The sequence below is a fragment of the Kocuria sp. LUK genome (assembly GCF_021012935.1).
GTDB classification, from domain to species: Bacteria; Actinomycetota; Actinomycetes; order Actinomycetales; family Micrococcaceae; genus Kocuria; species Kocuria flava.
The window spans coordinates 355,513-382,100 of the sequence record NZ_JAJMZI010000004.1 but is presented as its reverse complement, the minus strand read 5'-3'; the positions used below and the strand labels follow the sequence as shown (position 1 = coordinate 382,100).

Annotated in this window: 25 protein-coding genes and 1 pseudogene; 15 read left to right on the top strand and 11 right to left on the bottom strand. The window is 76.1% G+C overall.

Features of this window, described 5'->3' with window-relative positions; translation table 11 throughout:
* Positions 1–21: 21 nt before the first annotated feature.
* Positions 22–222 carry a hypothetical protein gene (locus tag LQU92_RS09680; RefSeq protein WP_058857141.1) on the top strand — a complete coding sequence of 67 codons (201 nt, stop codon included), beginning with the start codon at positions 22–24 and terminating at the stop codon, positions 220–222.
* A 54-nt stretch (positions 223–276) separates the two neighbouring features.
* On the opposite strand, the gene LQU92_RS09675 is transcribed toward LQU92_RS09680, so the two are convergent.
* The 3 genes from LQU92_RS09675 to LQU92_RS09665 are packed head-to-tail and all read right to left on the bottom strand — an operon-like array spanning position 277 to position 1,683.
* Positions 277–609, bottom strand: a complete 333-nt coding sequence (locus LQU92_RS09675) for a hypothetical protein (protein WP_058857142.1) — start codon at positions 607–609, stop codon at positions 277–279.
* On the bottom strand, positions 597–1,136 hold the full coding sequence (locus LQU92_RS09670; protein WP_058857143.1) for a DUF488 family protein: 540 nt from the start codon (positions 1,134–1,136) through the stop codon (positions 597–599). Before LQU92_RS09670 ends, LQU92_RS09675 begins: the two co-directional genes overlap by 13 nt.
* Positions 1,137–1,182: 46 nt before the next feature.
* Positions 1,183–1,683: a pyridoxamine 5'-phosphate oxidase family protein gene (locus tag LQU92_RS09665; protein WP_230780270.1), complete on the bottom strand. Its 501-nt coding sequence runs from the start codon at positions 1,681–1,683 to the stop codon at positions 1,183–1,185.
* Positions 1,684–1,823: 140 nt separating this feature from the next.
* Here LQU92_RS09665 and LQU92_RS09660 point away from each other — a divergent pair, with 140 nt between their 5' ends.
* Positions 1,824–2,663, top strand: a complete 840-nt coding sequence (locus LQU92_RS09660) for an NAD-dependent epimerase/dehydratase family protein (protein WP_230780267.1) — start codon at positions 1,824–1,826, stop codon at positions 2,661–2,663.
* Here the strand turns inward: LQU92_RS09660 and LQU92_RS09655 are convergent.
* A complete protein-coding gene (locus tag LQU92_RS09655; RefSeq protein ID WP_230780264.1) occupies positions 2,621–3,886 on the bottom strand; it encodes a cytochrome P450 in 1,266 nt (421 codons plus the stop codon). The genes LQU92_RS09660 and LQU92_RS09655 overlap by 43 nt on opposite strands.
* A gap of 344 nt (positions 3,887–4,230) precedes the next feature.
* Positions 4,231–5,160 carry a hypothetical protein gene (locus LQU92_RS09650; RefSeq protein ID WP_230780261.1) on the bottom strand — a complete coding sequence of 310 codons (930 nt, stop codon included), beginning with the start codon at positions 5,158–5,160 and terminating at the stop codon, positions 4,231–4,233.
* A gap of 313 nt (positions 5,161–5,473) precedes the next feature.
* On the opposite strand from LQU92_RS09650, the gene LQU92_RS09645 reads away from it, so the two are divergent.
* The 4 genes from LQU92_RS09645 to nhaA all read left to right on the top strand — a co-directional run bounded on the left by LQU92_RS09645 (position 5,474) and on the right by nhaA (position 10,824).
* On the top strand, positions 5,474–6,601 hold the full coding sequence (locus LQU92_RS09645) for an acyltransferase (RefSeq protein WP_230780258.1): 1,128 nt from the start codon (positions 5,474–5,476) through the stop codon (positions 6,599–6,601).
* 106 nt (positions 6,602–6,707) lie between these two features.
* Positions 6,708–7,700 (top strand): ABC transporter ATP-binding protein, encoded by a 993-nt coding sequence (locus LQU92_RS09640; protein ID WP_230780255.1) that lies wholly within the window; start codon positions 6,708–6,710, stop codon positions 7,698–7,700.
* Positions 7,697–9,304, top strand: coding sequence for an ABC transporter permease (locus tag LQU92_RS09635; RefSeq protein ID WP_230780252.1), 1,608 nt, complete (start codon positions 7,697–7,699; stop codon positions 9,302–9,304). Before LQU92_RS09640 ends, LQU92_RS09635 begins: the two co-directional genes overlap by 4 nt.
* A 131-nt stretch (positions 9,305–9,435) precedes the next feature.
* Positions 9,436–10,824 carry a Na+/H+ antiporter NhaA gene (nhaA, locus tag LQU92_RS09630; protein ID WP_230780248.1) on the top strand — a complete coding sequence of 463 codons (1,389 nt, stop codon included), beginning with the start codon at positions 9,436–9,438 and terminating at the stop codon, positions 10,822–10,824.
* A gap of 75 nt (positions 10,825–10,899) precedes the next feature.
* On the opposite strand, the gene LQU92_RS09625 is transcribed toward nhaA, so the two are convergent.
* Entirely contained in the window at positions 10,900–11,442 is a 543-nt protein-coding gene (locus LQU92_RS09625; protein WP_230780246.1) for a type 1 glutamine amidotransferase domain-containing protein, read from the bottom strand.
* Positions 11,443–11,502: 60 nt separating this feature from the next.
* Positions 11,503–11,928, bottom strand: coding sequence for a DUF302 domain-containing protein (locus LQU92_RS09620; protein WP_230780244.1), 426 nt, complete (start codon positions 11,926–11,928; stop codon positions 11,503–11,505).
* Positions 11,929–12,210: 282 nt separating this feature from the next.
* Here LQU92_RS09620 and LQU92_RS09615 point away from each other — a divergent pair, with 282 nt between their 5' ends.
* The 4 genes and pseudogenes from LQU92_RS09615 (at position 12,211) to LQU92_RS09600 (ending at position 16,207) form a co-directional block, all read left to right on the top strand.
* Positions 12,211–13,074: a sulfite exporter TauE/SafE family protein gene (locus LQU92_RS09615; RefSeq protein ID WP_230780242.1), complete on the top strand. Its 864-nt coding sequence runs from the start codon at positions 12,211–12,213 to the stop codon at positions 13,072–13,074.
* Positions 13,075–13,204: 130 nt separating this feature from the next.
* A pseudogene (locus LQU92_RS09610) lies at positions 13,205–14,556 on the top strand (rhodanese-like domain-containing protein).
* Positions 14,557–14,630: 74 nt separating this feature from the next.
* Entirely contained in the window at positions 14,631–15,695 is a 1,065-nt protein-coding gene (locus LQU92_RS09605) for a HoxN/HupN/NixA family nickel/cobalt transporter (RefSeq protein WP_230780240.1), read from the top strand.
* A gap of 5 nt (positions 15,696–15,700) precedes the next feature.
* On the top strand, positions 15,701–16,207 hold the full coding sequence (locus LQU92_RS09600) for a metallophosphoesterase (protein ID WP_101851700.1): 507 nt from the start codon (positions 15,701–15,703) through the stop codon (positions 16,205–16,207).
* 27 nt (positions 16,208–16,234) lie between these two features.
* Here LQU92_RS09600 and LQU92_RS09595 read toward each other — a convergent pair whose 3' ends face one another.
* A complete protein-coding gene (locus LQU92_RS09595; protein WP_230780238.1) occupies positions 16,235–16,807 on the bottom strand; it encodes a hypothetical protein in 573 nt (190 codons plus the stop codon).
* Between the two features lie 313 nt (positions 16,808–17,120).
* On the opposite strand from LQU92_RS09595, the gene LQU92_RS09590 reads away from it, so the two are divergent.
* The 3 genes from LQU92_RS09590 (at position 17,121) to LQU92_RS09580 (ending at position 20,711) form a co-directional block, all read left to right on the top strand.
* A complete protein-coding gene (locus tag LQU92_RS09590; RefSeq protein ID WP_230780236.1) occupies positions 17,121–18,101 on the top strand; it encodes a hypothetical protein in 981 nt (326 codons plus the stop codon).
* A 148-nt stretch (positions 18,102–18,249) separates the two neighbouring features.
* A complete protein-coding gene (locus LQU92_RS09585; protein ID WP_230780234.1) occupies positions 18,250–19,044 on the top strand; it encodes a cyclase family protein in 795 nt (264 codons plus the stop codon).
* Positions 19,041–20,711: a thiamine pyrophosphate-binding protein gene (locus LQU92_RS09580; protein WP_230780231.1), complete on the top strand. Its 1,671-nt coding sequence runs from the start codon at positions 19,041–19,043 to the stop codon at positions 20,709–20,711. Before LQU92_RS09585 ends, LQU92_RS09580 begins: the two co-directional genes overlap by 4 nt.
* A gap of 181 nt (positions 20,712–20,892) precedes the next feature.
* Here the strand turns inward: LQU92_RS09580 and LQU92_RS09575 are convergent, their stop codons facing one another.
* Positions 20,893–22,233: a hemolysin family protein gene (locus tag LQU92_RS09575; RefSeq protein WP_230780228.1), complete on the bottom strand. Its 1,341-nt coding sequence runs from the start codon at positions 22,231–22,233 to the stop codon at positions 20,893–20,895.
* A 130-nt stretch (positions 22,234–22,363) separates the two neighbouring features.
* Between LQU92_RS09575 and LQU92_RS09570 the strand changes: the two genes are divergently transcribed.
* Positions 22,364–23,584, top strand: coding sequence for a glycerophosphodiester phosphodiesterase family protein (locus LQU92_RS09570; RefSeq protein ID WP_230780224.1), 1,221 nt, complete (start codon positions 22,364–22,366; stop codon positions 23,582–23,584).
* Positions 23,585–23,641: 57 nt separating this feature from the next.
* On the opposite strand, the gene LQU92_RS09565 is transcribed toward LQU92_RS09570, so the two are convergent.
* Both LQU92_RS09565 and manA read right to left on the bottom strand, forming a co-directional pair.
* Positions 23,642–23,854, bottom strand: a complete 213-nt coding sequence (locus LQU92_RS09565) for a hypothetical protein (protein ID WP_101851695.1) — start codon at positions 23,852–23,854, stop codon at positions 23,642–23,644.
* A 65-nt stretch (positions 23,855–23,919) separates the two neighbouring features.
* Positions 23,920–25,074, bottom strand: coding sequence for a mannose-6-phosphate isomerase, class I (gene manA, locus LQU92_RS09560; RefSeq protein ID WP_230780221.1), 1,155 nt, complete (start codon positions 25,072–25,074; stop codon positions 23,920–23,922).
* A 63-nt stretch (positions 25,075–25,137) separates the two neighbouring features.
* Between manA and LQU92_RS09555 the strand changes: the two genes are divergently transcribed.
* The gene (locus LQU92_RS09555; RefSeq protein WP_230780218.1) at positions 25,138–26,538 is read left to right on the top strand and encodes a phosphomannomutase/phosphoglucomutase; all 1,401 of its coding nucleotides are present in this window, start codon (positions 25,138–25,140) and stop codon (positions 26,536–26,538) included.
* Positions 26,539–26,588 lie beyond the last annotated feature (50 nt).

Below are 26,588 nucleotides of genomic sequence, written 5' to 3'. Positions count from 1 at the left end.
GCCCGGCGTGCGGTAGCGTCGGTGCGGCTGCCCGTCCCGTCCCCGGAGGTCCCCGTGCTGCTCTTCCAGCTCCTGCTGACCCTGATCGCCCTGGTCCTGCTCGTCCTCGCCCTGCTGGACGGCTCGGGGACGCTCGCGCTGCTGGCCACGATGATGCTCGTGGTGGCGCTGTCCGGGGTGCTCGTCGCCTGGCGGCGGGACCGTCGCGCGGGCCGCCGCTGAACCGCCCGCTCCCGCGCGGTCGGCGGCCCGCCAGGCGGCCCGCTCCGCGGCGGCCTACTCCGCGGCGTGCTCGATGCCGGTGACGGTGGTCAGGATGAACACGGCGTCCTCGAGCGCCGTGACGGCGTGGCGCTCCTGCGGGATCTCGTGCAGCTGCCCCGCCTCGAGGACCACGTCGGTGCTCGCCGCGAGCCGGATCCGCCCGTGCAGCACCTGCAGGGCGGCCGCGTAGGGGGCGTTGTGCTCCGCGAGCTCGGCGCCCTCCCGGAGCGCGATCAGGGTCTGGCGCAGGACCTTCTGGTGCAGCAGCTGGGCCGCGCTGCGCCCGTGGGCGCTGTGCCGGGCCTCGTTGAGGTGCTGCATGGCGATCTCGTTCAGGTGCTGCATGGTTCTCCTCCTGGGTAGGTGATCCGGTCGCCGTCGACCACGGCGAAGTCCCGCAGCCGGGCGGGGGTGAGCTTGCCGGGGCCCATGACGTGCTGGACGTCGTGGCCGCGCACGAGCAGCGCCTCGGCCACGAGCGAGCGGTGGCAGCGCCACCACACGGCCTCGGCGCACATGATCGCGACCGTGTGCTCGGCGGCGAGCTCCTCCAGCCCGGCGAGGGCCTCGCGGAACTCCTCGGTCTGCATGTGGTCGGCGTAGCCGCGGAAGGACGCGTTGCGCCAGGCGGTGTTGACCGACTCCGGCGAGGTGCGCCGCAGCCCGCCCAGTCCCTTGCAGTAGGTGTGGCCGATCCCGGCCCGCTCGAGCGTCGCCGGCAGCACGTCCAGGTTGAACTGCGGGTTCGTGCGCGAGCGCGGGACGGTGCGGATGTCCACGAGGTGGTCCACGCCGACCTCCGCCAGCAGCGCCACGAACTCCTCGGCGGAGCGCGTGGAGTGCCCCACGGTGTAGACGGTGTGCCCGGTCATGCCCCCACCCTACTGATGATCCCCGGCGGTGCGGGGGCGCCCGGGCTCAGTCCCGGCCGGGGCGCTCCTCGGTCCAGCGGGCGGAGCCGGTGGCGGTGCGCCGGCCCGCGGCGGCCCAGGACTCCCAGGCGCCGGGCTCGACCACCGGGAAGCGGCGGCCGGTCACGGCGGTGGGCACGATGCGCACGAACCGGTCCTTGATCCCGGCCTGCAGCGGGTACAGCGGCAGCTCGAGGGCCCGGAACAGCGCGTGCCCGCGCGGCACGGGTTCGGCGCGGCCCTTGAGCAGCACGCTCCACGCGCGGCCGGCGGCCTCGTCGTACCCGTCGGCCTCCAGGGCCACGGGCGCCGCCTCGAGCGCCGCGGCGGTCTTGGTGCCCTCGGCGGAGCGGAAGACGGCGGTGCGCCCCTCGACGGCGTAGTTGACGGGGAAGACCTCCGGGGCGCCGTCGACGACGACGGCGAGGCGGCCGATCCCGGCCCGGCCCAGCAGTGCCCAGCACTCCTCGGCGGAGAGCACCGCCACGTCCTCGTGGTACCACTGCACGGTTCCTGCCCGTCCTTCCCGGCCGCTTCCGCGCGGTGTCCGCGCGCGCCGGGTCCAGCCTACGGCGGGACCGGGGCCCACCGGCGGACGGGTCGCCGCGTGACGCCCCGCGCGGGGCCCGCGGGTGCGAGGATGGGCCCATGAGCGTGGTGATCGCGGGATGCGGAGACCTGGGCACGGAGATCGGGCTGCGGCTGGCGGAGCAGGGGCACGAGGTGGTGGGCCTGCGCCGGCACGCGGAGCGGGTGCCGGCGCCCCTGACGGGCCTGCCGGTGGACCTGCGCACGGAGGTGCCGCAGCTGCCCGGGGACGTGGAGCTGCTCTTGGTGGCCACCGCCGCCGACGGGCGCACCCCCGAGGACTACCGGGCGGCCTACGTCGACGGGCTGCGCAACCTGCTCACCGGGGTGCTCGAGGCCGGGGCCCTGCCGCGCCGGGCCCTGCTGATCTCCTCCACGGCCGTGTGCGGGGACGGCGACGGCGAGGAGGTCACCGAGGACGATCCCCCGGCGCCGGCCACCCCGACCGCCGAGGTGCTGCTGGAGGCCGAGGAGATCTTCCACGAGCACTTCCCCCACGGGACGGTCCTGCGCCTGGCCGGGATCTACGGGCCCGGGCGCACGCGGCTGATCGACCGGGCCCGCGCGGGCGCCGCGGCCGGGGCGGCCTGGACCAACCGCATCCACCGCGACGACGCCGCGGCCGCCGCGGTGCACCTGCTGACCACGGCGGCGCAGCCGCTGACCCTCTACCTGGGGGTCGACGACGAGCCGGCCCGCGAGCGCGACGTCCTGGCCTTCCTCGCCGAGCAGCTGGGGGCGCCGCCGCCCGAGGACGTGCCGGAGGCGGACGCCCCGCGGCGGGGCTCGAAGCGGCTGTCGAACCGGCGGCTGCGCGCGTCCGGCTTCGCGCTGCGCTACCCCACCTACCGGGAGGGCTACCGGGCGGTGCTCGCCGGGGAGGGCGAGCGCCACTCCTGAGCCGCCCCGACCCGCAGCACGAGCTCGCGCACCTCGTAGGCGGCGATCGTCTCGAGCCACGCGACGCGCGGCGGGTGCACGAGCTCGAGGGGCAGGCGCAGCAGCCGCTGCAGGAGCACGTCGCTCTCCTGGATCGCGAGGAACCCGCCCGGGCAGCGGTGGGCGCCGTCCCCGAAGGACAGCACCTCGGCGCGCACGCCCCGGGGCCGGGCCCGCCCCGGGCACAGCGCGGCGGCGTCCGGGCCGAGGGCACGGGCGTCGGTGTTGGCCGCGCGCACCGAGAGGTCGAGCAGGGCCCCGGCGGGGACCTCGTGGCGGCGCCCCTCGTGCTCGAGCACGAGCTCCCGGGTGGTGCGGCGGCGCAGGTGCCCCACGACCGGCTCGAGGCGCAGCACCTCGTGCAGGATCGCGTGGCGCCCGGCCTCCTCCGCCGAGAGGTAGCGGGCCCGCAGGGCGTCGTCGTCGAGCAGGTGCCAGGCCGCCACGGCGATGAACTCGCGGGTGGTGACCATGCCCGCGGCCGCGTAGGTGAGGCACTCCACGAGGATCTCCCGGTCGGTGTACCCCTCGGCCAGCAGGTGCGAGACGACGTCCTCCCGGGGCCGCTCCCGCCGGGCCCTGATCGCCGGGCGCACGTCGAGCAGGTGGAAGGCGCCCATCGCCCAGGCCGGGCGCACGGCCGCGGCCGCCGCCCGGGCGCGGCCCGGCACGCCCCGGGGCCGGTCCCCGGGCGGGGCCGGGATCGCGAAGAAGCGCTCGAGGCGCCGGGCCATGCCCTCGGTGCCCGAGTCGGTCAGCCCCACCACCTGGGCGGCGACCTCCACCGAGTAGCGCAGCGTCACCGCCGAGAGCTCGCAGCCGCCCTCGGCGCGGATCCGCGCGACCAGCTCGTCGGCGCGCTCCTCCATCAGCCCCCGGTAGCGCCGGCCCACGGCGGCCGGGGTGAAGAACCGGGCGGTGGCGCTGCGCTGGCGGCGGTGCTCGGGGCCGTCGGCGTAGAGCACCGGCGGGTGGTCGCCGGTGAGCCCCTGCGCGGCGGCCTCGGCGTTGAAGCCGGCCTGGACGGTGGCGTCGGCCTCCCGCAGGACCTCCCGCACGAGGGGCAGGGTGCGGAGGTGCCACACGCCGTCCACGACCTCGACCGGCGGGCCCGCGGGCTCGCCCGGCGGCACGGTCCGGCGCCGGTCGCCGTGGGGGACGGGGCAGCGGGAGGGCTCGTTCATGGGCTCATGCTAGTCCCGCCCCTCCCCCGCCGCGCCGAGCAGCGGCGACCGGTCGTTCCGGGCGCCTCGTTCCCGCCGGACGCCGCTCCTCGGGGCGCGCCGCCGGAGGGCGGGCGAGGGGACCGCCAGTCATTACTGATCAGTAGTGCGAGGCCGCGCGGGGACGGACCCGGAGGGGCCGGACACGGTCAGCATGCTAAGGTTGACGTGTCCCGCCGCAGGTCAGGAGGCTCTCGGCCCCCCGCGGCGGCGTCGCCCGCAGCGCCGGGGCGAGGCGTGGTCGTGGTCGCAGCACCGGTCCCGTGGGGGGACGACCCCGCCCGCCCGGCGCAGGCGGGAACGCCTCAGGGACGCTCCCCCAGGTGGAAGGCCGAGGCCGAGCGCTCGCCCGTGTCGGTCGGGAAGACCGTGTGCGCCTCGGACCACTTGTGCGCCACGAACGCGCGCAGCTTCTCCGCGAAGGCCCCGGGCCGCCACTCGAGGTAGGGCATGTCCTGGCTGGCGTCGAGCAGGTAGTAGCTGCTGTAGGCGCGCACCAGCTCGGGCTCGCGGCCGGCGTCGTCGTCGGCGCCCGCGGCGCCGTCGTCGAGCACGACGAAGACCGGGGCCCCGGGCTGGCCGTCGTAGACGCGCACCTCGAGGCGCTCGGCGACCACCGGGTCCATCGCGCCCAGGGCCCGCAGCTGGTGGCTGAGCGTGTCGAAGCCGCGCCGCAGGTCCATGGGCGAGAGCCCGTAGCGGTGGCGGATGTCGCGCAGCAGCGAGGCCAGGGCCGGCGAGCGGGGGTCGAGCAGCAGCAGGCGGATGCGCACCCCCGCGCCGAGGGCCTTGTGGATGGCGTCGAGGTCGCCCGCGAGGGTCAGCGGGAAGGTGTCCATCCACCACAGCTCCTGCCCGGGCCGCACGCCCCGCAGCACGTCGACCGTGTCGAGCTCCTCGCGCACCCCGGCGAGCCCCAGCCGGTCCTCGCGGACCGCCGGCGGAACGGGCTCCGGCGGCGGGGGCGCCGCGGCGGGCGGAGGGGCCTGCCGGCGCGCCAGGGCGGCGTCCAGGAGCAGCCCCACCCCGCCGACGGTCAGCAGCACGACCGCGGCGTCCAGGGCCAGCTCCGACCACGCCTGCCCGGCGGCCACCGCGACGACGGCGAGCGCCGCCCCGAGGCCGAGCAGCACGGCCGGGGCCGCGCTCGGGCGCCGCGGCGGCACGGCGCGCACGGGCGCGCCCCGGCCCTTCCCGGCGGTGTGGTCCTGGGTGGCGCTGCGGGTCTCCAGCACGGGACTCCCCCTTCCTCGAGCGGATCTGCCCACAGACTCCCACGCCTCCCGACCCGGGCGTCAATCCCGCGCTCACCGGGGCTTTTTGTGACAGCCGGCACCGCCGCCACCCTTCCTCCCCGGGGCCCGTCCCCCGATGAGCGCCCGTCCCCACTTCGGGGGCATCCGGGTCAGAACATGCATCTGCATCTCTATGCTCGTGCTCGGACGTGCGGGGGGCACGCCGCAGCCCGCTCCCGCGCCGGGGACCGTCCCGCGTCCCGCAGCGGACCGCGCCGGCCGCGCTGCCCACCACCGACGGAAGGCACCTCCCGTGGCCACAACGCTCCACGACCGTCTGGACGGCCGCACCAACCGCCTCAACGCGATCCGCCTGGCCCTGGCCTCGCTCGTCGTCCTCGGCCACGCCTGGCCGCTGACCGGCGCGGAGGGCCCGAGCCTGGAGGTCGTCTCCGACGTGGCCGTCAACGGCTTCTTCGTCCTCAGCGGCTTCCTCATCGCCCAGAGCCGGGTGCGGACGGGCCTGGTGCCGTTCCTGTGGCGCCGGTTCCTGCGGATCTACCCCGGCTTCCTGGTGAGCCTGCTCGTAGTGGCGGTCGTGCTGGCCCCGGTCGCCGCGGCGCTGGAGGGCACGGCGCTCGTCCCCGCCTCCGCCGCCGGGTTCGTGCTGGCCAACGCCGACCTGCGGATCTCCCAGTGGGGCATCGACGGGACCCTCGTGGGGGTGCCCGCGCCGGACTCCTGGAACGGCTCGCTGTGGACGCTGTTCCACGAGGCCCTCGCCTACCTGCTGATCGGCCTCGTGCTGAGCCTCGCGGTCGCGGTGCGCCGCGCCCGGTGGGTGCTCCCCGGCATGTTCCTGGCCGTGGTCGCCCTCCGGGCCCTGGCGGAGGGCCCGCTGGAGGTCTCGAGCGGGCTGTGGCTGAGCGCGGCCCGGCTGACGGGCTACTTCCTGGCGGGGGCCGCGGTGTGGGCCTTCGCCGGCACCTGGCGCCCGACCCCGAGCCACGTGGTGGCCGCTGCCTCGGTCTACGCTCTGCTGACGGACCTCGGCTGGGCCGACCTGTACGGGCAGCTGCCCCTGGCCGTGCTGCTCCTGGGCCTGGGGGCCGCTCCGGCCCGGGACTGGACCACCCGCACGGACCTGTCCTACGGCGTCTACATCTACGCCTACCCGGTGCAGCAGCTGCTCGTGCTGCTCGGCACGGCCTCGTGGGGTGTCGCCGCCAACACCGCGCTGGTGCTGGCCCTGACGCTGCCGCTGGCCCTGCTGTCGTGGCGGCTCGTCGAGCGGCCCGCCCTCCGGGCCAAGGCCTGGTTCGACCCCCGCGACCGCTCCGGCCGGCGCCCGCCCGGCGCCGTCCCCGCCGGGACGGCTCCGGCCGGGAGGTCCGCGGCCGGCGGCGGGCCCGGCCGGCCCGCCGCGCCCCCGGCGCCGTGAGGGGCCGCGCCGGGCGGCCTTGTCCGGAGCCCGGCGCGGTGCCTAGCGTGAACGCACGACGGGCGGGCGCGGCGGCGCCGGCCCCGGATCCCCCCAGGAGGCCCCCATGGACACCCCGGTGATCGAGGCCCGCGGGCTCGTGAAGACCTTCGGCCGCACCCGCGCCCTCGACGGCTTCGACCTGACCGTGGGCCCGGGGCAGGTTGCGGGCTTCCTGGGCCCCAACGGCTCGGGCAAGTCCACCGCGATCCGCGTGCTGCTGGGGCTGCTGCGCGCCGACGAGGGCTCGGCCCGGGTGCTGGGCCGCGACGCGTGGGCGGAGGCCGTGGAGGTCCACCGCCGCACCGCCTACGTCCCCGGGGACACGAACCTGTGGCCGGCCCTCACCGGTGGGGAGATCATCGACCTGCTCACCGGTGTGCGGGGCGGACGACGACGGCGCCGCCGCCGCGACGAGCTGATCGAGCGCTTCGAGCTGGACCCCTCGAAGAAGGCCCGCAGCTACTCCAGGGGCAACCGGCAGAAGGTGGCCCTCGTCGCCGCGCTGAGCGCCCAGGCGCAGCTCTACCTCCTCGACGAGCCCACGGCCGGCCTGGACCCGCTCATGGAGGCCGTGTTCACCGACGAGGTGCGCCGGCTCGCCGAGGAGGGGGCCACGGTCCTGCTCTCCAGCCACATCCTCGCCGAGGTCGAGAAGCTGTGCGGGACGGTCACGATCATCCGCGCGGGCCGGGACGTGGAGAGCGGCACCCTCGCCCAGCTGCGCCACCTCACCCGCTCGGCCGTGACCGCGAGGACCGACGCCGACCCGGCCCCGCTGGCGGGGCTGGACGGGGTGCACCGGCTCGTGCACGAGGACGGGCGGCTGTCCTTCGACCTCGACGACGCCCGCGCCGGCGAGGTGCTGCCGGTGCTGGCCGGGCTGGGGGTCCGCGAGCTCGCCGTGGCCCCGCCCTCCCTCGAGGAGCTGTTCCTGCGCCACTACGGGAACCGGCCCGGGGAGCCTGCGGACCGGCCGGGGGGCACGGAGCCGCGCCACGGCGCGGGCCGGCGGGACGGCGCAGGGCCGGCGCCCACCGGGAGCGGGCGGGCGCGGTGAGCACCGGCGCCCCGTGGACGGCGACCGGGCGGCTGCTGCGGCTGAACCTGCGCCTGGACCGGGTCCGGCTGCTCGTGTGGGTGCTCGCCCTGGCCGGCACGGTGTACGGGACCGTCGGGGCCCTGCGGGAGACGTTCCCGGACGGACAGGCCCGCCAGGCCCGGGCCGCGCTGCTGGAGAACCCCGCCGCGATCATGATGACCGGCCCGGCCTTCGGCGCCGACGACTACACCCTGGGCGCGATGACGGTCAACGAGCTGAGCCTGTCGGTGCTCGTGGCGGCGGCCGTGATGAGCATCCTACTGGCCGGCCGGCACGTGCGCGCGGAGGAGGAGTCCGGCCGCCTCGAGGTGCTGCTGGCGCTGCCGGTGGGCCGCTTCGCCCCGCCCGCGGCCGCCCTCGGGGCCGTCGCGGTCGCGGACGCCGCGGTGGGCGCCGGGGTGGCGGCCGCCCTGGCCGCGGCCGGACTGGGCGGTGCGGACGCCGTGGCCTGGGGCGCCGCCACCGCCCTGACGGGGCTGGTCTTCGGCGCGGTCGCGGCGGTCACCGCCCAGCTCAGCGGGCACGCCCGCACCGCGACCGGCCTGGCGCTGGCCGTGCTGGGCGCCGCGTTCCTGGCCCGCGGGATCGGGGACGTGCTGGAGCCCTCCGGGTCGTGGCTGTCCTGGCTGTCCCCGATCGCGTGGGCCCAGCAGACCCGCATGTACGTGGACCTGCGGTGGTGGCCGCTGACGCTCTCCGCGGCGGCGGCCGCGGCGCTGCTCGGCGCCGCCGTGGTGCTGGCCGGCCGCCGCGACCTCGGCGCAGGCCTGTGGCAGGGCCGCCCCGGGCCCGCGGCGGCCCGGCGCGGGCTGCTGTCCGTGCCGGGGACGGCCCGCCGCCTGCTGCGCGGGACCTTCCTGGGGTGGGCGGCCGGGCTGATGCTGTTCGGCCTGGCCTTCGGCACGCTCGCCGACTCCCTCGAGGACAGCGCCGCGGACATCCCCACGCTCGAGGACTGGCTCGTGGTGGACATGGACGCCCTCACGGAGTCCTTCGCCGCCGCGACCCTGTCCTACCTCGTGCTCGGGGTGAGCGCCTTCGCCGTCTCGGCGGTGCTGCGGCTGCGCACCGAGGAGGAGGAGGGCCGGACCGCCCTGCTGCTCACGGCCGGGGTGCCCCGGGCGCGCTGCCTGCTGGGCTGGCTGGGCGTCGTCGTCGTGCAGGTGCTCGTGCTGCTGGCGGCCTGCGGGGCCTCGCTCGGGGCCGGGGTCGCCGCGACCACCGGCGAGGCCCGGTGGGCGGGCGAGCTGACCCTGGCCGCCCTCGCCTACCTGCCGGCCGTGCTCGCCGTCGCAGCGCTCGTCGCGGCCCTGCTCGGGCTCGCCCCGCGGGCGGCCGCGGCCGTCGGCTGGGCGGTCGTCGCGTGGATCGTGTTCGTGGCCTGGTTCGGGCAGCTGCTCGAGCTGCCCGGCTGGGCCCGGCGGCTCTCGCCCGTCGAGCTCACGCCCCTGCTGCCCTCCGAGGACTGGGCCGCCGCCCCGCTCGCGGGCCTGGCCGCGGCGGCCCTCGTCCTGACGGCGGCCGCCGCAGCGGGCGCCGGACGCCGCGACCTCCTCGGCTGAGCCCCGCCCGGGCACGGCCGGCCCGCCCGGGGTGGCGCGCGCCACGCCGGCCCGTAGACTGGCACCTCAGGTGAGCCGGGAAGTCTGGTCGGCATGTCCGTGTTCGACGACCCCTGACGGAGGCACACCCCATGTCCAGCCACGACCCCACGGTCCGCCCGGAGGACGCCCCGGAGCACCGGGCCCAGGACGGCTCGCGCGACACCCTGCGCCGCGGCAGCTACCGCGAGGTGCTGCGCGTCGGCGATATCCTGCGCAAGGAGACCGTCGGCGGCCTGCTCCTGGTCGCCGCCGCCCTGGTCGCGATCGTCTGGGCCAACTCCCCCTTCGCCGACAGCTACTTCGCCCTGCGCGACCTCGAGGTCGGCTACGAGCCCTGGCACCTGAGGCTCAGCCTCGGCGCCTGGGCCGCCGACGGGCTGCTGGCGATCTTCTTCTTCCTCGTGGGCCTGGAGCTCAAGCGCGAGTTCGTGGCCGGGGACCTGCGCGAGTTCCGCAGGTCCGTCGTCCCGATCACGGCCGCCGTGGGCGGCGTGGTCGTCCCGGCGCTGATCTACGCCGCCCTCAACGCCGCCGACCCCGAGACCTCCGGCGGCTGGGCGATCCCCACCGCCACGGACATCGCCTTCGCCGTGGCGGTGCTGGCCATCATCGGCTCGCACCTGCCCGCGGCGCTGCGGCTGTTCCTGCTGACCCTCGCCGTGGTCGACGACCTGCTGGCGATCACGATCATCGCCGTCTTCTACTCGGAGGACGTCAGCTTCTCCCCGCTGCTGCTGGCCCTGGTCCCCTACGCCCTGTACCTGTTCCTCGCCCAGAAGTACCGCCGGTTCTTCGGCCTGAAGGCCCCGGCCGCCTGGCTGATCCTGCTGCCGATCGGCATCGTGGTGTGGGTGCTGGTGCACGAGGCCGGCATCCACGCCACCGTCGCCGGTGTGCTCCTGGGCTTCGCCGTGCCCGTGCTCCGCAGCGAGGCCGGCGGCGGCCCCGGGGCCGGGCCCGGCCTCGCCGAGATCTTCGAGCACCGCTTCCGCCCGCTCTCCGCCGGCTTCGCCGTGCCGGTCTTCGCGTTCTTCTCGGCCGGGGTGGCCGTGGGCGGCTGGGACGGGCTGACCTCCGCGCTCTCCTCGCCGGTGACGCTGGGCATCGTCGCCGGGCTCGTGCTGGGCAAGCCGATCGGCATCGTGGGCGCCACGTGGCTGGTCACGAAGCTCACGCGCGCCCGGCTCGACCCGGCCTTCCAGTGGATCGACCTCGTGGGCGTGGCGCTGCTGGCCGGGATCGGCTTCACCGTCTCCCTGCTGATCGCGGAGCTGAGCTTCGCCCCGGGCAGCCTGCCGGGCGACCAGGCCAAGGTCGCGATCCTCAGCGCGTCCGTGCTGGCGGCGGCCCTGGCCTCGGTCCTGCTGCGGGCGCGGAACAAGCGCTACCGCATGATCGAGAAGCTCGAGTCCGTGGACGAGGACCACGACGGCGTCCCGGACGTCTACGAGGAGGACGAGGCGCGCGGCAGCTCCTGAGGACCCCGCCCGCAGGCGCAGGCCCCCGGCCCGGGGAACCGGGCCGGGGGCCTGCGCCTTCGCGCGGCGCCGGGCTCAGCCGGCGAACTGCTGGAGCGCCTCGCGGTTGAACGCCTCGAGGTCCCCGGGATTGCGGGAGGTGACGAGCCGGCCGTCGACGACGACCTCCTCGTCGACCCAGTCGGCCCCGGCGTTCTTCAGGTCGGTGGCCAGGGAGCTGTAGGACGTCAGCCGCTTGCCGCGGGCCAGGCCGGCCTCGATGAGGATCCAGGGCGCGTGGCAGATCGCGGCGATCGGCTTTCCCGCGGCGTCGAACTCCTTGACCAGGCGCAGCACGTCCTGGTCGGCGCGGACGCTGTCGGCGTTGAGGGTGCCGCCGGGCAGCACCAGGCCGTCGAAGTCCTCGGCGCGGGCCTCGGCCAGCGTGCCGTCGACCTCGTAGCTGCCGGCGCGGTCCCAGTCGCCCTGCATGGCGGTGATGCTGCCCTTCTCCCGGGACAGCAGCACGGGGGTGCCGCCGGCCTCCTGCACGGCCTTCCAGGGCTCGGTGAGCTCGGGCTCCTCGACGCCGTTGACGGCGACGAACGCGATCTTCTTGCCGGTGATGTCGGTGCTCATGGACGTTCCTCCTGAACGGGGTGGTGGGGTCGGGTGCTCGCGCCCTCCGGGCGCCGCGGGCTACCGTGCGCCGGCGGGACGGCCGTCGAGGGCCTCGAGCGCGGCGCGCAGGCGCGCACCGGCGTCGTCGGCGACCTCTCGGACCGCCTCCGTGCCGCTGAGCTGCACCATGGTCTGCGGGTCGATCGCCTCGACGGTGCTGGACCCGGCCTCCGGGCCCCGGCGCACGACCACGTTGCACGGCAGCAGCGCCCCCAGCTCCGGCTCCGCGGCGAGCGCCTTGCCGGCGAGGCCGGGGTTGCAGGCGCCGAGGATCACGTAGTCGCCGACGCCCTCCGCGGCCTCGGGGCCGAGCTTCTTCTCGAACGTCGCGCGGACGTCGATCTCGGTGAGGATCCCGAAGCCCTGCTCGGACAGCGCCTCGCGGGTGCGCCGGACGGCGTCCTCGTAGGACAGGGGGACGACGACGGCGGTGGTGTAGCTCATGCTGCGCTCCTCTTCTCGGGCCGGCGGAGGGCGCGGCCCGACGGACGGACGGTCACAGGACCACTGTGGGCACGACGGGCACCGAAAAGGAAGCATCCTGGCCTTCGGTTCTCGCTGGGCGATCAGGCGGACCCGCCCACCCCGGGGAGCGCATACCCCCGGGGGTAGCTGAATACCCCCTAGGGTATCTTCCATACTCGGGTCGAACCGCCGGCCCACGAGCCGGCCCGCATCGCCCCCGTCGAGCCCGCGCCTGCCGCGGGCAGCAAAGGATCCGGTTTCATGACCGTCACCCTCGTCCTGACCCTCCTGCTGTCGGTGTTGATCGGACTCTCGCTCGGCCTGCTCGGCGGCGGCGGGTCCATCCTCACTGTCCCGATCCTGACCTACGTGGCGGGCCTGGACCCGAAGGAGGCCATCGCGGCCTCGCTGTTCGTGGTGGGCGCGACCTCCGCCGTCAGCGCCGTCAACCACGCCCGCAACGGCCGGGTGAAGTGGCGCACCGGGCTCGTCTTCGGCGCCGCCGGCATGGCCGGGGCGTTCCTGGGCGGCATCCTCGGCGGGCACATCCCCGGCACCGTGCTGATGATCGCCTTCGCCCTGATGATGGTCGCGACCTCCCTCGCGATGATCCGCGGCCGGAGGGGCTCCGCGGCCACCGACCACGACGGCGAGCTGCCGCTGCTGAAGGTCGTGCTCGAGGGCCTCGTCGTCGGCCTCGTCACCGGCCTCGTCGGCGCCGGCGGCGGCTTCCTGGTCGTGCCCGCGCTGGCGCTGCTGGGCGGGCTGTCCATGCCCGTGGCGGTCGGGACCTCCCTCGTGGTCATCGCCATGAAGTCCTTCGCCGGTCTCGCCGGCTACCTCACCACCGTGCAGCTGGACCGGGCGCTCGTGCTCTCGGTGACCGCCGCCGCGATCGCAGGCTCGGTCGTCGGTGCCCGCCTGGCCGGGGTCGTCCCCGAGGCCGCCCTGCGCAAGGGCTTCGGCGTCTTCGTCCTGGTGATGGGTGTGTCCGTGCTCGTCCAGGAGCTGCCCGGCGCCGCCGGGGCCGCGGTGGGCATCGGGGCCGGCGCCCTGGCCGTCGCCGCGCTGGCGTGCTGGTTCGCCGTCCCGAGGTGCCCGCTGCGCGCTCCCCGCACCGCCTGAGCACCGACCCGCCCCCACCGTCCGGGGACGCAGCGCCTGCCCCGTCCCCGCCGCGTTCTCTGGAACACTCCCTTCACACCCGCCCGACACCGCGGCCCCCGCGCCGCGGCGAGACGCAGGAGGAACGACCATGGACGTCATCGTCATCGACACCCCCCAGCTCGGGGACCGCAGCTACCTCGTCCACGACGGCACCACCGGACTGCTGGTGGACGCCCAGCGCGACATCGACCGCGTCGAGGCCGCCGCCGAGCAGGCCGGGGTGCGCATCACCCACGTGGCCGAGACCCACATCCACAACGACTACCTGACCGGCGGACTGGCCTACGCCCGCAAGCACGGGGCGACGTATCTCGTCAACGCCGCCGACGACGTCTCCTTCGTGCGCACCCCCGTCTCCGACGGCGAGACGCTGCAGGTCGGCGGGCTCACCGTGAAGGCGGTGGCCACGCCCGGGCACACCCACCACCACCTGTCCTTCGTCGTCGTCCACGACGGCGAGCAGGCCGTGTTCTCCGGCGGCAGCGTGCTCTACGGCTCCGTGGGCCGCACGGACCTGCTGGGCCGCGAGCACATGGTCGGGCTGACGCACGACCAGTACGCCTCGGCCCGCCGCCTGGCCGAGGAGGCCGCGGAGGAGGCCGCGCTGTACCCGACCCACGGGTTCGGCTCCTTCTGCTCCTCCGGGCCGGCCACCGGGGCGGACGAGTCGACGCTGGGCGAGCAGATGCGCACGAACCACGTCTACACGGACGGCGACGAGGAGCACTTCGTCTCCGAGCTGATCGCCAACCTCACCGCGTACCCGAACTACTACGTGCACATGATGCCCGGGAACACGGAGGGCCCGCCGAACCGGACCTGTCCGTGCCCGACTCCCTGGACGCGCAGGAGCTGACCTCGCGCCTGGCCGAGGGCGAGTGGGTCGTGGACCTGCGCCACCGGGTGGCCTACTCCTCGAACCACCTGAAGGGGACCATCAGCTTCGAGTACGGCGACGGCTCGAGCTTCACCGCCTTCCTGGGCTGGATCTTCCCGTACGACCGGAAGCTGACGCTGGTGGGCTCCCGGGAGGACGTCGAGAACGCCGTGCGGGACCTGTCCCGGATCGGCATCGACTCCCCCGACGCCGCCCTCGGCGAGGACCCGGAGCAGCTCGCCCCCGGCGCGCCCGTCTCCTCCTACCCGCGGGTCGACTGGCAGGGCATGCTCGCCGAGCGCCCCGAGGGCGAGACGGTCCTCGACGTCCGCCGCACCGACGAGTACGAGGACTCCCACATCCCCGGCGCGGTGAACATCCCGCTGCACGAGCTGCTGACGCGCCTGGACGAGGTGCCCGCCGGCCGGCTGTGGATCCACTGCGGCTCCGGCTACCGCTCGGGCACCGCCGCCAGCCTGCTGGAGCGGGAGGGCCACGACGTCGTGCACGTCGACGCCCTCTTCGCCGAGGCCGAGCAGGCCGGCGTGCCGCTGGAGAGCTGAGCCGGGGACCCGCGGGGCGGACCCCGCCCCGCGGGTCCCGCCCCGTCCCCGACCTCCTCGACGAAAGGCCACCCGTGAGCTCCGCCCGCACCGCAGCCCCGCCGACCGCCGGGAGCCGGGGCCTTCCCCTGATCGGCGCCGCCGTCGTCCTGCTCCACGTCGTGGGGTGGGGGGCGCTGCTCCTGCTCGTGGCGGGCAGCGGCACCGCCGGCACCGCGGTGTTCACCGGCCTCGCGCTCAGCGCCTACGCCCTGGGCGTGCGCCACGCCTTCGACGCCGACCACATCGCGGCCATCGACAACGCCACCCGCTCGCTCACGGCCCGCGGCCGGCCCTCCGCCGCCACCGGCTTCTGGTTCGCCCTGGGCCACTCCTCCGTGGTCCTGCTCTCCGTGCTGGCCCTCGCACTGGGTTTGGAGGTCGTCGCCGGCGGGCTCGCCGACGAGGGGTCGGGGCTGCGCCGGGCCGCCGGGATCTGGGGCGGGACCGTCTCCGGGCTGTTCCTGCTCACCGCGGGCGTGCTCAACCTCGGGGTGCTGCTGCGCCTGCGCCGGGCCCGCCGGGCCGCGCGCACCGGGACCCTGGACGCCGCGGCGCTCGCGGCCCAGCTCGACCGCCGCGGGGTCCTCCACCGGGTGCTGCACCCCGTCACCCGGGCCGTGGACCGGCCCGCCCGGATGTACCCGGTCGGCTTCCTGTTCGGCCTGGGCCTGGACACGGCGGCTTCGATCGGGCTGTTCGTCATGGCCGGCGGGCTCGCCCCCGAGCTGCCGTGGTACGCCGTGCTCGTGCTGCCGGTGCTCTTCACCGCCGGCATGACGCTGTTCGACAGCGCCGACGGCGTGCTCATGCACCGGGTCTACGGCTGGGCCTCGACCGACGCCCGCCGGAAGCTCGACTACGACCTGACCGTCACCACGGTCTCGGTCGCCATCGCCTTCGTGATCGGCGGGACCGGCCTGCTCTCCGTGCTCGCGGAGCCGGTGGACCCCTCCGGCGGGCTGCTCGCCGCCGTCGCGGCCCTGGACCTGAACTTCCTGGGCGTCGCGGTGATCGTCTTCTTCGCCCTCGCCTGGCTCGGGGCCCGGCTGCTCGACCGCTTCCGGGGCCGGCCCCTGCGGGCGTCCGTGGGAGGCTGAGGGGCATGGTCCGTCTCCTGCTGCTCGCCGACACCCACCTGCCCAAGCGCGCCCGCGACCTGCCCGCGCAGGTCTGGGACGCCGTGGACGCGGCCGACGTCGTCCTCCACGCCGGGGACTGGGTCGATCTGGACACCCTGGAGCGGCTCGAGTCCCGAGCGGCCCGCCTGATCGGGGTGTGGGGCAACAACGACGGCCCCGAGCTGCGGGAGCGCCTGCCCGAGGTCGCGCGGGAGACCCTCGGCGGCGTGCGCTTCGGGATGGTCCACGAGACCGGGGCCGCGGCCGGGCGCGAGGCCCGCGCGGACCGGGACCACCCCGGCCTCGACGTCCTCGTCTTCGGCCACAGCCACATCCCCTGGGACAGCACGACCCCGGCCGGGACGCGGCTGCTCAACCCCGGCTCCCCCACCGACCGGCGGCGCCAGCCCCACTGCACCTACCTCACGGCGGTCGCCGAGGAGGGCCGGCTGCACGACGTCGAGCTCGTGCGCCTGCCGCCCCGCCGCTGAGCGCACGCCCCCGCCGGTCCGGTGCGCTCAGTCCAGGCCGCGCAGCCGGTAGTAGCGCCGGCCCACCACGGTGCCGTTGACCCGGACCGCCGCCCACACCACCACGAGCGCCAGCACGACCACCACGCTGGGCAGCGGGACGAAGATCCCCCACAGCACGAGCGCCATGCCCGGCACCGCGAGCACGATCGGCCAGGCGTACTGGACCATCTCCACGGCCATGTAGTCCTGCATCTCCCGCAGCACGGGGTCCTGCGGGACGGCTGCGCGCCGGACCGAGGTGCGCAGGCCCTTGGCGGCCCGGGAGCGGGCGTCCATCAGGTCGTTGCGCGGGGCCCGGTCGGCGCGGGTCAGGGACAGCACCACCCCGCTGACCACGAGCCCGGCCCCCGCCGCGGTCAGCCCCCACTGGGCGGGGCCGAGCCCCGCCGCGTCCTCGCCCACCAGCCACGCCGCGGCGATGCCGGCGACCAGCCCCACGACCAGGCTGAGCACGGCCGCGACGACGACCCGCTTCGTCCAGATCGCGTCGAGCTCCCGCAGCCGCGGGATCGGCACGTGCGGGTGGTCGGCCCCGCTGAGCCGGATCTGCTCGTCCATCGTCCTGCCGTCCTCTCGTGGTCGCTCTCCTGCACGGTCCCTCCCATTGTCCCGCGCCCGCCCACGGGAGGCCGAGCCGCCCGCACCGCGAGCACCGCGAGGGGCGCATAGGGTCGCGAGGGGCGGCGTTCGGCGGCTCTGGGCAGGTCTGACCCGCCGAACGCCGCCCCTCGCGGTGAGGACAGGGACCACGTGGCGCGGCACCGCGGCTCCGGCACTGCACCGGGCTCCCTCCCGCGATCGGAGCGGACCCGGGTCCACAGGGACGGCCGAGGAGAACCGGGACCTGTGTCCGGTGCGCCACCGTGACCGGATGAGAACGCCCGCACCGCTGCCGGAGGAGTTCCGGGACACCGGGTTCTCCGTCCGGAGCGCCCTGGACGCCGGGATCGACCGGGCTCGTCTGCGCACCCGGGACCTGTCCGCACCCGTGGGCCGGGGTGTGCGCGTACCGGCGCGCAGCGAGGAGCCGCTGCGGGAGGCCGCCAGGGCGCTCACGGAGCGGTTCCCCGGGACCGTGGTCAGCAGGCGCAGCGCGGCGGTGCTGTGGCGGATGAGGGTGCCCGCCGGGTGGGAGGACGATCCCGTGCTCCACCTGACCCGCGCCGACGCCGCCCGCGCGCTGGAGCGCCCCGGCGTCGTCTGCCGGCGCTCCCGCATCCCCGGCGGGCACCTGGCCCTTCTGGACGGAATCCCCGTCACCAGCCCGGCCCGCACCTTCGTGGACTGCGCCGCCGAGCTGGGCCCGGACGCCCTCGTGGTGCTCGGCGACGGCATCGTCTGCGCCCACCGCCACGGCGTGCTGCGCGGCGTGCGACCGCAGGCCACCGTCGCGGAGCTGGAGCGGACCGTCGCCGCGCTGACCGGCCGCCGGGGAGTGCGGCGGGCCCGCCGAGCGCTCGAGCGGATCCGGGTCGGCTCGGACTCCGCCCCGGAGACCCGCCTGCGGCTGCTGCTGGAGGACCACGGGATCGACGGCCTCGAGACCGACCTCGCCCTGTGCGAGGCGGGCGGCTTCCCGCTCGTCCAGCCGGACCTCGCGATCCCGGGGGCACGCCTGAGCATCCAGTACGAGGGTGCGCACCACGACCTGCGGGGACAGCGGGTGCGCGACGTCCACCGCCGGCGCGCGACGGAGCGCCTCGGGTGGCGGGAGGTGCGCATCGTCGCCGCCGACCTCCGCACCCTGACGGCCACGCCGTGGGGCACGGTGCCGACCGCGGTGGCACTGGTGCGCGAGGCACTGGACCCCGCCCCGCGAGGGGCGGCGTTCGGCGGCTCCGGCCACGGCTGAACCGCCGAACGCCGCCCCTCGCGACAGGGGGCCCGCCCCTCGCGGCGCCGGGAGCGCGGCGCCGGGAGCGGGGGCGGTCCGGGCGGGTGCCAGAATGACCGGGAACACACACGGAGGGCCCCGGCGGGCCCGGCGAGGAGGAGGCCCCATGAGCGTGCTGGACGGACTGGGCGCGGCGCTGGCCGCCGGAGCGGTCGAGGTGGTCGACCTGACCACGCCCCTGAGCCCGCGGACCCCGGTCCTGCGACTGCCGGAGCCCTTCGCGAACACGGTGGGGCTGAGCACCACCCCGGTCAGCCGCTACGACGAGGCCGGACCCGCCTGGGCCTGGAACGACCTGCACGTGGGCGAGCACGCCGGCACCCACCTGGACGCCCCCGTCCACTGGATCACCGGACGCGGGGGGAGGTCGGTCGACCGGATCGAGCCGGCCCGGCTGGTGGGCCCGGCCGCGGTCGTGGACGTCACCGCGCAGGCCGCCGCGGACGCCGACTTCCTCCTGGAGCCCGAGCACCTCGAGGCCTGGGAGGACGAGCACGGGCGCCTGCCGCGCAACTGCTGGGTGCTGCTGCGCACCGGGTGGGCGGCCCGCGGGGACGACCCCGAGCGCTTCCTCAACGCGGACGAGCACGGCCTGCACGCCCCCGGCCCCTCCGTGGCGGCGGCCGAGTGGCTGGCCGCCCACCCGCACGTCAGCGGCTTCGGCGTGGAGACGGTGGGCATCGACGCCGGGATCGCCGGCGGCTTCGACCCGCCCTTCCCCGCCCACCACCACCTGCTGGGCGCCGACAAGTACGGGCTGACCTCCCTGCGCGGCCTCGACCGGCTGCCGGTGCTCGGCGCGCAGCTCGTCGTCGCGCCGCTGCCCGTGGTCGGCGGCACGGGCAGCCCCGCCCGGGTCCTGGCCCTGGTGGAGCGCACCGCGCAGGAGCCGGAGGCGTGACGGGCACGGTCGCGGCGCTCGTGGCCCGCACCCTGGCCGAGCTGGGGGTGGGCCACGTCTTCGGCGTGGTCGGCAGCGGCAACTTCCACCTCGTCAACGCACTGGTCGCCTGCGGGGTGCCCTTCACCGCGGCCCGGCACGAGAACGGGGCGGCCACGATGGCCGACGCCTTCGCGCGCACCAGCGGGCAGGTCGCCGTGGTGACCACCCACCAGGGCTGCGGGCTGACCAACGCCACGACCGGGATCGGGGAGGCCGCGAAGTCGCGCACCCCGCTGGTGGTGCTCACCGCCGACACGCAGGCCGCGGCGGTGCACTCCAACTTCCGCATCGACCAGGACGGGCTCGCCCGCTCGGTCGGCGCCGTGGCCGAGCGGGTGCACTCCCCCGCCTCCGCCGCGGCGGACACGGCCCGCGCCTACCGCCGCGCCCGCAACGACCGGCGCACCGTGGTGCTCTCCGTCCCGCTCGACGTCCAGGCCGCGCCGGCGCCCGGGCACGCCCCCGTCCCCGCCCTGCCGGACCCGCCCCGCCCGCGCCCCCACGACGACGACGCCGCCCGCCTCGCCGGGCTGCTGGCCTCGGCGCGGCGGCCGGTGTTCGTGGCCGGGCGCGGGGCCCGGGGCGCCCGCGCCGAGCTGATCGCCCTGGCCGAGCGCTGCGGGGCGCTGCTGGCGACCTCCGCGGTGGCCAAGGGCCTGTTCGCCGGGGAGGTCTTCGACCTCGGGATCTCCGGCGGCTTCTCCGCCCCGCTCACCGCCGAGCTGATCCGCGGGGCCGACCTCGCGGTGGGGTGGGGCTGCGCCCTGAACATGTGGACCACCCGCCACGGCCGGCTGCTGGGCCCGGAGGCCGCCGTGGTGCAGGTCGACCTCGAGGAGCAGGCCCTGGGCGCCCACCGGGACCCGGACCGGCCCCTGGCGCTGGGGGTCGTCGGCGACTGCGCGCTCACGGCCCGCGACGTCCTGGCGCGGCTGGAGGGCACGGCGGCCCCGTCGTCGTCGTGGCGCACACCGGAGCTGGCCGCGCGGCTCGCGCGGGAGGGCCGCTGGCGGGACGTCGCCCACGAGGACCTGTCCACCTCCGAGCGGATCGACCCGCGGGTCCTGTCGCGGGCGCTGGACGAGATCCTGCCGGCGGAGCGGGTCGTGGCCGTGGACAGCGGCAACTTCATGGGCTACCCCAGCCAGTACCTGGACGTGCCGGACGAGCGCGGCTTCTGCTTCACCCAGGCGTTCCAGTCGGTCGGGCTCGGGCTGGCCACCGCGATCGGCGCGGCGCTGGCGCAGCCGCACCGGCTGCCCGTGCTCGGCACCGGGGACGGCGGGTTCCTCATGGGGGTCGCCGAGCTGGAGACGGCGGTGCGCCTGGGGCTGCCGCTGGTGTGCGTGGTCTACGACGACGCCGCCTACGGCGCCGAGGTCCACCACTTCGCCGGTCCCGGTGCGCCGGAGGTGCCGCTGGACACGGTGGTGTTCCCCGACACCGACCTCGCGGCCGTCGGCCGCGGCTTCGGCGCGGAGGGGGTCGTGGTGCGCACCCCCGAGGACCTCGAGGCGGTCCGGGCGTGGGTCGCCGGCCCGCGGGAGCGGCCCCTGGTCGTCGACGCGAAGATCGCCTCCGACGGCGGGTCGTGGTGGCTGGCGGAGGCCTTCCGGGGCCACTGACCCCTCGCTCGCCCCCGCACCCGCCCCGCCTCCTGCGCGCGATCCCACGCCCGGCACGAGCTCCCGTGCCGCAGCGGTCCGCGGCGCGGGAGCTCGCGAACGCCGTGGGATCCCGCGGGAGGGGACGGCGCGGTGGCGCGGTCGCGGGACGGGCCGCGGGCGGGGACCGGGCGGGGCCGGGTCAGTCCGGCGGGGTGTCCGTGGCGGCCGTGCTGCCCGGGCGGCGGGAGATGCGCACCCGCTCCACCCGGGCGCCGTCGACCGCGAGGACCTCGAGCCGGTACTCCTCCTCGTCCACCACGTCCCCGGGGCGGGCGACCCGGCCCAGGCGCGACATCACGAACCCGCCGACGGTCTCGTAGTGGCCCTCGGGGATGACCAGCCCGGTCTCCTCGGGCACCTCCTGGATGATCAGCCCGCCGTCGACGAGCACCGCCTCGCCGCGGCGCAGCACCGTGTCCTCGTGCTCGCGCCGGCCGGCGTCGAACTCGTCGTAGATCTCGCCCACGAGCTCCTCCACGAGGTCCTCGAGCGTGACGATCCCGGCGGTCCCGCCGTACTCGTCGACCACGAGCCCGATGTGCCGGCCCTCCGCGCGCATCGTGTGCAGGGTGCGCAGCACGTGGTTGGTCTGCGGCAGGAACGGGATCGGCCGCACGACGTCGCGCAGGGTCCGCGGCGGGGTGCCGATCACGCCGTCGCCGTCGGCGTCGAGGACCACGAGGTCGCGGATGTGCACGAAGCCCAGGACGTCGTCCACGCCCCGGCCCGTCACCGGGTAGCGCGAGTGCGGCAGGGCCAGGGCCGTCCGGTAGGCCTCGGTGACCGGCAGGTCGCCGTCGAGGAAGTGCACCTCCGTGCGCGGGCGCATCACCTCCGCGAGCCGGCGCTCGCCGGCCTCGAAGACGTCGGTGAGGATCGAGCGGGAGACCGGTCCCAGCCCGCGGGTGTCCACGACCATCTCCCGGATCTCCTCGGCGGAGACCTCCTCGCCGGCCGCGTGCGGATCGCCGCCGACGAGCCGGACCACGGCGTTCGTGGAGGCCGACAGCAGCCGGATCACCGGCCGCATCAGGCGGGCGAAGAGGTTCAGCGGCGGGGCCAGCACCCGGGTGAACCCCTCGGCGCGCTGCATCGCGAGCCGCTTGGGCACGAGCTCGCCGAAGACCAGGGAGAGGTAGGCGATCACGAGCGTCATCCCGATCAGCGCGGTGGTCTGCGCCGCGGCGGGGGCCAGGCCCAGCTCCTCGAGCAGCGGGGCGAGGTCCGGGGCGATCGTGGAGGCGCCGTAGGCGGAGGAGAAGAACCCGGCCACGGTCACCCCGATCTGCACCGCGGAGAGGAACATGTTGGGGTCGCGCACGAGGGCCGCGGTCCGCGCGCCCTTGCGCCCGGAGCGCTCGATCCGCTTCACCTGGCTCTCGCGCAGGCTCACGATCGCCATCTCCGTCCCGGCGAACACTCCTCCGATCAGCACGAAGGCGAGCACGAGCAGGAGGTTGACGAGGGTGTCCGAGTCCATGGCGCCCACGCTACCGGGGCCGCGGCGGCCGCCGGGATCTCATCCGGGCGTCACCCCGTGTTCTCCCGCCCGTCGCCGGGCCCGGCTTGCCTGGGGACCGCACCGTTGCCGTCCCCCGAGGAGTCCCCCCGTGAGCACCGCCCCCGCCCCCCGCACCGTGCGCGCCGCGACCGCCGGCGCCCTGGCCGCCGCCGCCGTCCTGGGTCCCGCCGTCCCCGCGGCCGCCGCCCCGGCCGGGACCGAGCGCCCCCTGCTGATCGGCCACCGCGGCGCCGCCGGCACCGCCCCCGAGAACACCGTGCCCGCGTTCCGCGACGCCCGCGCGGCCGGGGCCGACTACCTGGAGGTCGACGTCCAGCTCAGCGCCGACGGCGTCCCGTTCCTGTTCCACGACGACACCCCGGCCCGCACCACGGACGTCGAGGAGGTCTTCCCCGGCCGCGAGGACGACCCCGTCACCTCGTTCACCTGGGCCGAGCTGCAGCGCCTCGACGCCGGCTCCGCCTTCGGCGAGCGCTGGGCCGGGGAGCGGATCCCCCACCTCGACGACGCGGCCGAGGTGGCCACCGTCAACACCGGCGTGTACATCGAGATCAAGTCCCCCCGCAGCTCCCCCGGCATCGAGCAGGTCGTGGCCGGCGCCCTGGCCGAGGACCCGCGGTGGGCCCGGCTGCTCGAGGCCGGCAAGGTGACCGTGATCGGCTTCGACGAGGCCTCCAACCGCACCTTCGCCGGGCTCGCCCCCGACGTGCCGCTGCAGCAGCTCTCCGGCACCGTCCCGGACGCCGCCACGCTGGCGCGGTGGGCGCAGGTGGTCGACTCGGTGGGCACCGACTACCGCGCCCTCGACGCCGCGGGCGTCGACCGCGCCCGGTCCGCCGGACTGGACCTCGGGGTCTACACCGTCAACTCCCCCGAGGCCGTCCGGCACGTGCTGGACCTGGGCGTGGACATGGTCACCGGTGACTTCCCGGTCCAGACCGACCGGCTGCTCGACGGCCTGGACCCCGTCCCGGGCGACCACGGGGTCGAGATCGCCGGGGCCGTCAACGACGCCCCCGGCGACGACCTCCGCCCCGAGGGCGGCGAGCACGTGGTGCTGGCCAACACCGGGCAGCGCAGCGTGGACGTGAGCGGCTGGACGATCCGCGACGCCGCGTACAACGTGCTGACCGTGGGCGAGGGCTACGTGCTGGCTCCCGGCGAGCAGCTGCGGGTCCACACCGGCCCCGGCACGGACGGCCCGGACGCCTGGTTCGGCGACCGGACCTCGGCCGTGCTCAACAACGGCGGCGACTCCGTGGCGCTGTGGACGGACGAGGACCGGCTGCAGGACGTCTTCGCGAACTGAGCACCGGCCCCCTGCAGCGCACCGCACCGGCCGCGGGCGCCGCGGCCGGTGCGGCGCTCACCACAGGTGGCGGCAGGCGGGGTCCTGGCAGGCGAACTCGGGGGCCCGGCCGTCCGGCAGCATCATCGACGGCGAGGCGAGCTCGACGTCGCGGGCCCGGTCCCAGTCGTCGGGCATGATCTGGACGTAGACGAGCTCGAAGCCCGTGCCGCCGCAGCGGGGGCACGGCGCGGTGGTGCCGCGCAGGCCGTCGGACGAGGTGGTGACCACGGTGGACCTCCCTGCCGGGCCCGGGCCTTCCGGGACCGGTGGGCCCAGTGTAGGGGCCGGGTCCGTCAGCGGCACCCGGCCGTGAACACGGTCCCCTCGCCGCTCAGCTCCACGGGCGTGGGCCCGCCCGTGTGCAGCAGGGACTGTCCGCCGCCCAGGGGCCACTGCCGCCCGCCGGCGCGCAGCGCGGCCGTGCCGGCGGCGGTCAGGACCACCGCGGTGCCGCGCAGCTGCGCGCGGGCGGTGCGGCCGGGGACCAGCTCGTGGGCGGTGAGCTCGAGCCGGTCGTCCCACAGCGGGTAGTGCCGGGCGCCGTCGGGCCCGGTGGGCGGGTCCACGACCTCGGGGGCCGCCTGCTCGGGGGCCAGCACCGCCAGCAGCTCGGCGACGTCGACGTGCTTGCCGGTCAGCCCCGCGCGCAGCACGTTGTCCGAGGAGGCCATGACCTCCACGGCGGTCCCTGAGAGGTAGGCGTGCAGCTGCCCGGCCGGGGTGTGCAGGGACTGCCCCGGTTCCAGCACCACGTGGTGCATGCACACGGCCACGAGCAGCCCGCGGTCGCCCGGGTGGCGGTCGTGGACGTGGCGGACCAGCCGGGCGACCGGGTCCTGAGGGTCCGCGGCGCGGGCCGCGGCGAGGGTCGCCGCGACGGCGGTGCGGGCGGCGTCGTCGTCCAGGCCCAGGACGGCCGGCAGGAGGGGCCGGTCCGCGTCGAGCAGCCGGCACAGCCAGTCCAGGTCCAGGCGCCGGGCCGTGGCGCGCAGCCGGTCCGCGGGCTGCAGGCCCGTGAGCACCTCGGTGCGGGAGACCGCGACGACGGTCTCGGGCTTGGCGGAGCGGTCCTTGTAGTTGCGCTCGGGCGCCTCGAGGGGGATCCCGGCGCGCTCCTCGCGCTCGAAGCCGGCCCGGGCCTGCTCGGGGGTGGGGTGGACCTGCAGGGACAGCGGGGCGTCGATCGCCAGGATCTTCAGCAGGAACGGCAGCCGGTCCCCCGTCCCCTCCGGCAGGAAGCGCCCGGGGTCCGCCCCGACCAGGGCGTCCAGCGGCTCCTCCCGCCCGTCGACGAGCACCGCGGAGGGCGCCGCGGGGTGGGCCCCGACCCACAGCTCGGCCTCCGGCTCGGGGCTCGGGACGGGCCCGCCGCGCAGCCGCGCCAGGACCTCGCGGGAGCCCCACGCGTAGTGCTGGACCGGATTGCGCATGCCGAAGATCTCACCCATGCCGCTCATCCAACCACAGGGATCCGCGTGCCCCGGGGAGCCCGTGGCATAGGATCACCCCTTGTGACTATCGATCTCTCAGCTTCGTTCAAGGCCTACGACGTCCGCGGCATCGTGGGCGAGTCCATCACCGAGGACACCGTGCGCGCCACCGGCGCCGCGTTCGTGGACGTCCTGGACCTGGCCGGTCGCACGGTGCTGGTCGGCGGGGACATGCGCCCCTCCTCCCCCGCGTTCGTGGACGCCTTCGCCGAGGGCGCGACCCGCCGCGGGGCCGACGTCGTGAAGATCGGGCTGATCTCCACCGACGAGCTCTACTTCGCCTGCGGCACCCTCGACGCGGCCGGGGTGACCTTCACCGCGAGCCACAACCCGGCCCAGTACAACGGGATGAAGATGTCCCGGGCCGGGGCCGTGCCGGTCTCCTCGGAGACCGGGCTCCACGAGATCCGCGACCTCGCCCAGCGCTACCTCGACGACGGCGCCGTCCCGGCCGCCGCCGCTGCCGGCACGGTGGGCGAGCGCGACGTGCTGGCCGACTACGCCGCCTACCTGCGCGGGCTCGTGGACCTCTCCGGGACCCGTCCGCTGAAGGTCGTGGTCGACGCCGGCAACGGCATGGCCGGGCTGACCACCCCCGCGGTGCTGGGCGGGTCCGTGCTGGAGCCGCTGCCCCTGGAGATCGTGCCCCTGTACTTCGAGCTCGACGGCACCTTCCCGAACCACCCGGCGAACCCGCTCGAGCCGGAGAACCTGCGCGACCTGCAGGCGGCGGTGCGCGAGCACGGCGCCGACCTCGGGATCGCCTTCGACGGCGACGCCGACCGCTGCTTCGTGGTCGACGAGCAGGGCGGGACGATCTCCCCCTCGGCCGTCACGGCGCTCGTGGCCGAGCGCGAGATCGACCGGGCCCGGGCCGAGGGCGTCGAGTCCCCGGTGATCATCCACAACCTCATCACCTCCCGGGCCGTCCCGGAGCTGGTCACGGCCCGTGGCGGCCGGCCGGTGCGCACCCGGGTGGGGCACTCCTTCATCAAGGCCGTGATGGCCGAGGAGGGGGCCGTGTTCGGGGGGGAGCACTCCGCGCACTACTACTTCAAGGACTTCTTCAACGCGGACACCGGCATGCTCGCGGCCATGCACCTGCTGGCCGCCCTGGGCGAGCAGGACCGCCCGCTGAGCGAGCTGATGCACCAGTACGACCCCTACGCCGCCTCGGGCGAGATCAACTCCGAGGTCGCGGACAAGGACGCCGCCGTGCGCCGGGTCGCCGAGGCCTTCGCGGGCCCCGGGGTCGATGTCGAGGACCTGGACGGGACCACGTTCACCAGCGCCGGGGAGGGCTGGTGGTTCAACCTGCGCCCGTCCAACACCGAGCCGTTCCTGCGCCTGAACGTCGAGGCCGAGGACGCCGCGACCATGGAGCGGGTGCGCGACCGGGTGCTGGGGATCGTGCGCGCCTGAGCGCCGAGCGCACGGAGCCCCGCCGGACACCGTCCGGCGGGGCTCCGTGC

Bases quoted from the DNA above. Each gene is read 5' to 3' on its own strand.
- LQU92_RS09675 (WP_058857142.1), bottom strand. From the start codon at position 609: ATGCAGCACCTGAACGAGATCGCCATGCAGCACCTCAACGAGGCCCGG.
- LQU92_RS09670 (WP_058857143.1), bottom strand. From the start codon at position 1,136: ATGACCGGGCACACCGTCTACACCGTGGGGCACTCCACGCGCTCCGCC.
- LQU92_RS09660 (WP_230780267.1), top strand. From the start codon at position 1,824: ATGAGCGTGGTGATCGCGGGATGCGGAGACCTGGGCACGGAGATCGGG.
- LQU92_RS09655 (WP_230780264.1), bottom strand. From the start codon at position 3,886: ATGAACGAGCCCTCCCGCTGCCCCGTCCCCCACGGCGACCGGCGCCGG.
- LQU92_RS09640 (WP_230780255.1), top strand. From the start codon at position 6,708: ATGGACACCCCGGTGATCGAGGCCCGCGGGCTCGTGAAGACCTTCGGC.
- nhaA (WP_230780248.1), top strand. From the start codon at position 9,436: ATGTCCAGCCACGACCCCACGGTCCGCCCGGAGGACGCCCCGGAGCAC.
- LQU92_RS09625 (WP_230780246.1), bottom strand. From the start codon at position 11,442: ATGAGCACCGACATCACCGGCAAGAAGATCGCGTTCGTCGCCGTCAAC.
- LQU92_RS09620 (WP_230780244.1), bottom strand. From the start codon at position 11,928: ATGAGCTACACCACCGCCGTCGTCGTCCCCCTGTCCTACGAGGACGCC.
- LQU92_RS09615 (WP_230780242.1), top strand. From the start codon at position 12,211: ATGACCGTCACCCTCGTCCTGACCCTCCTGCTGTCGGTGTTGATCGGA.
- LQU92_RS09600 (WP_101851700.1), top strand. From the start codon at position 15,701: ATGGTCCGTCTCCTGCTGCTCGCCGACACCCACCTGCCCAAGCGCGCC.
- LQU92_RS09595 (WP_230780238.1), bottom strand. From the start codon at position 16,807: ATGGACGAGCAGATCCGGCTCAGCGGGGCCGACCACCCGCACGTGCCG.
- LQU92_RS09590 (WP_230780236.1), top strand. From the start codon at position 17,121: ATGAGAACGCCCGCACCGCTGCCGGAGGAGTTCCGGGACACCGGGTTC.
- LQU92_RS09585 (WP_230780234.1), top strand. From the start codon at position 18,250: ATGAGCGTGCTGGACGGACTGGGCGCGGCGCTGGCCGCCGGAGCGGTC.
- LQU92_RS09575 (WP_230780228.1), bottom strand. From the start codon at position 22,233: ATGGACTCGGACACCCTCGTCAACCTCCTGCTCGTGCTCGCCTTCGTG.
- manA (WP_230780221.1), bottom strand. From the start codon at position 25,074: ATGGGTGAGATCTTCGGCATGCGCAATCCGGTCCAGCACTACGCGTGG.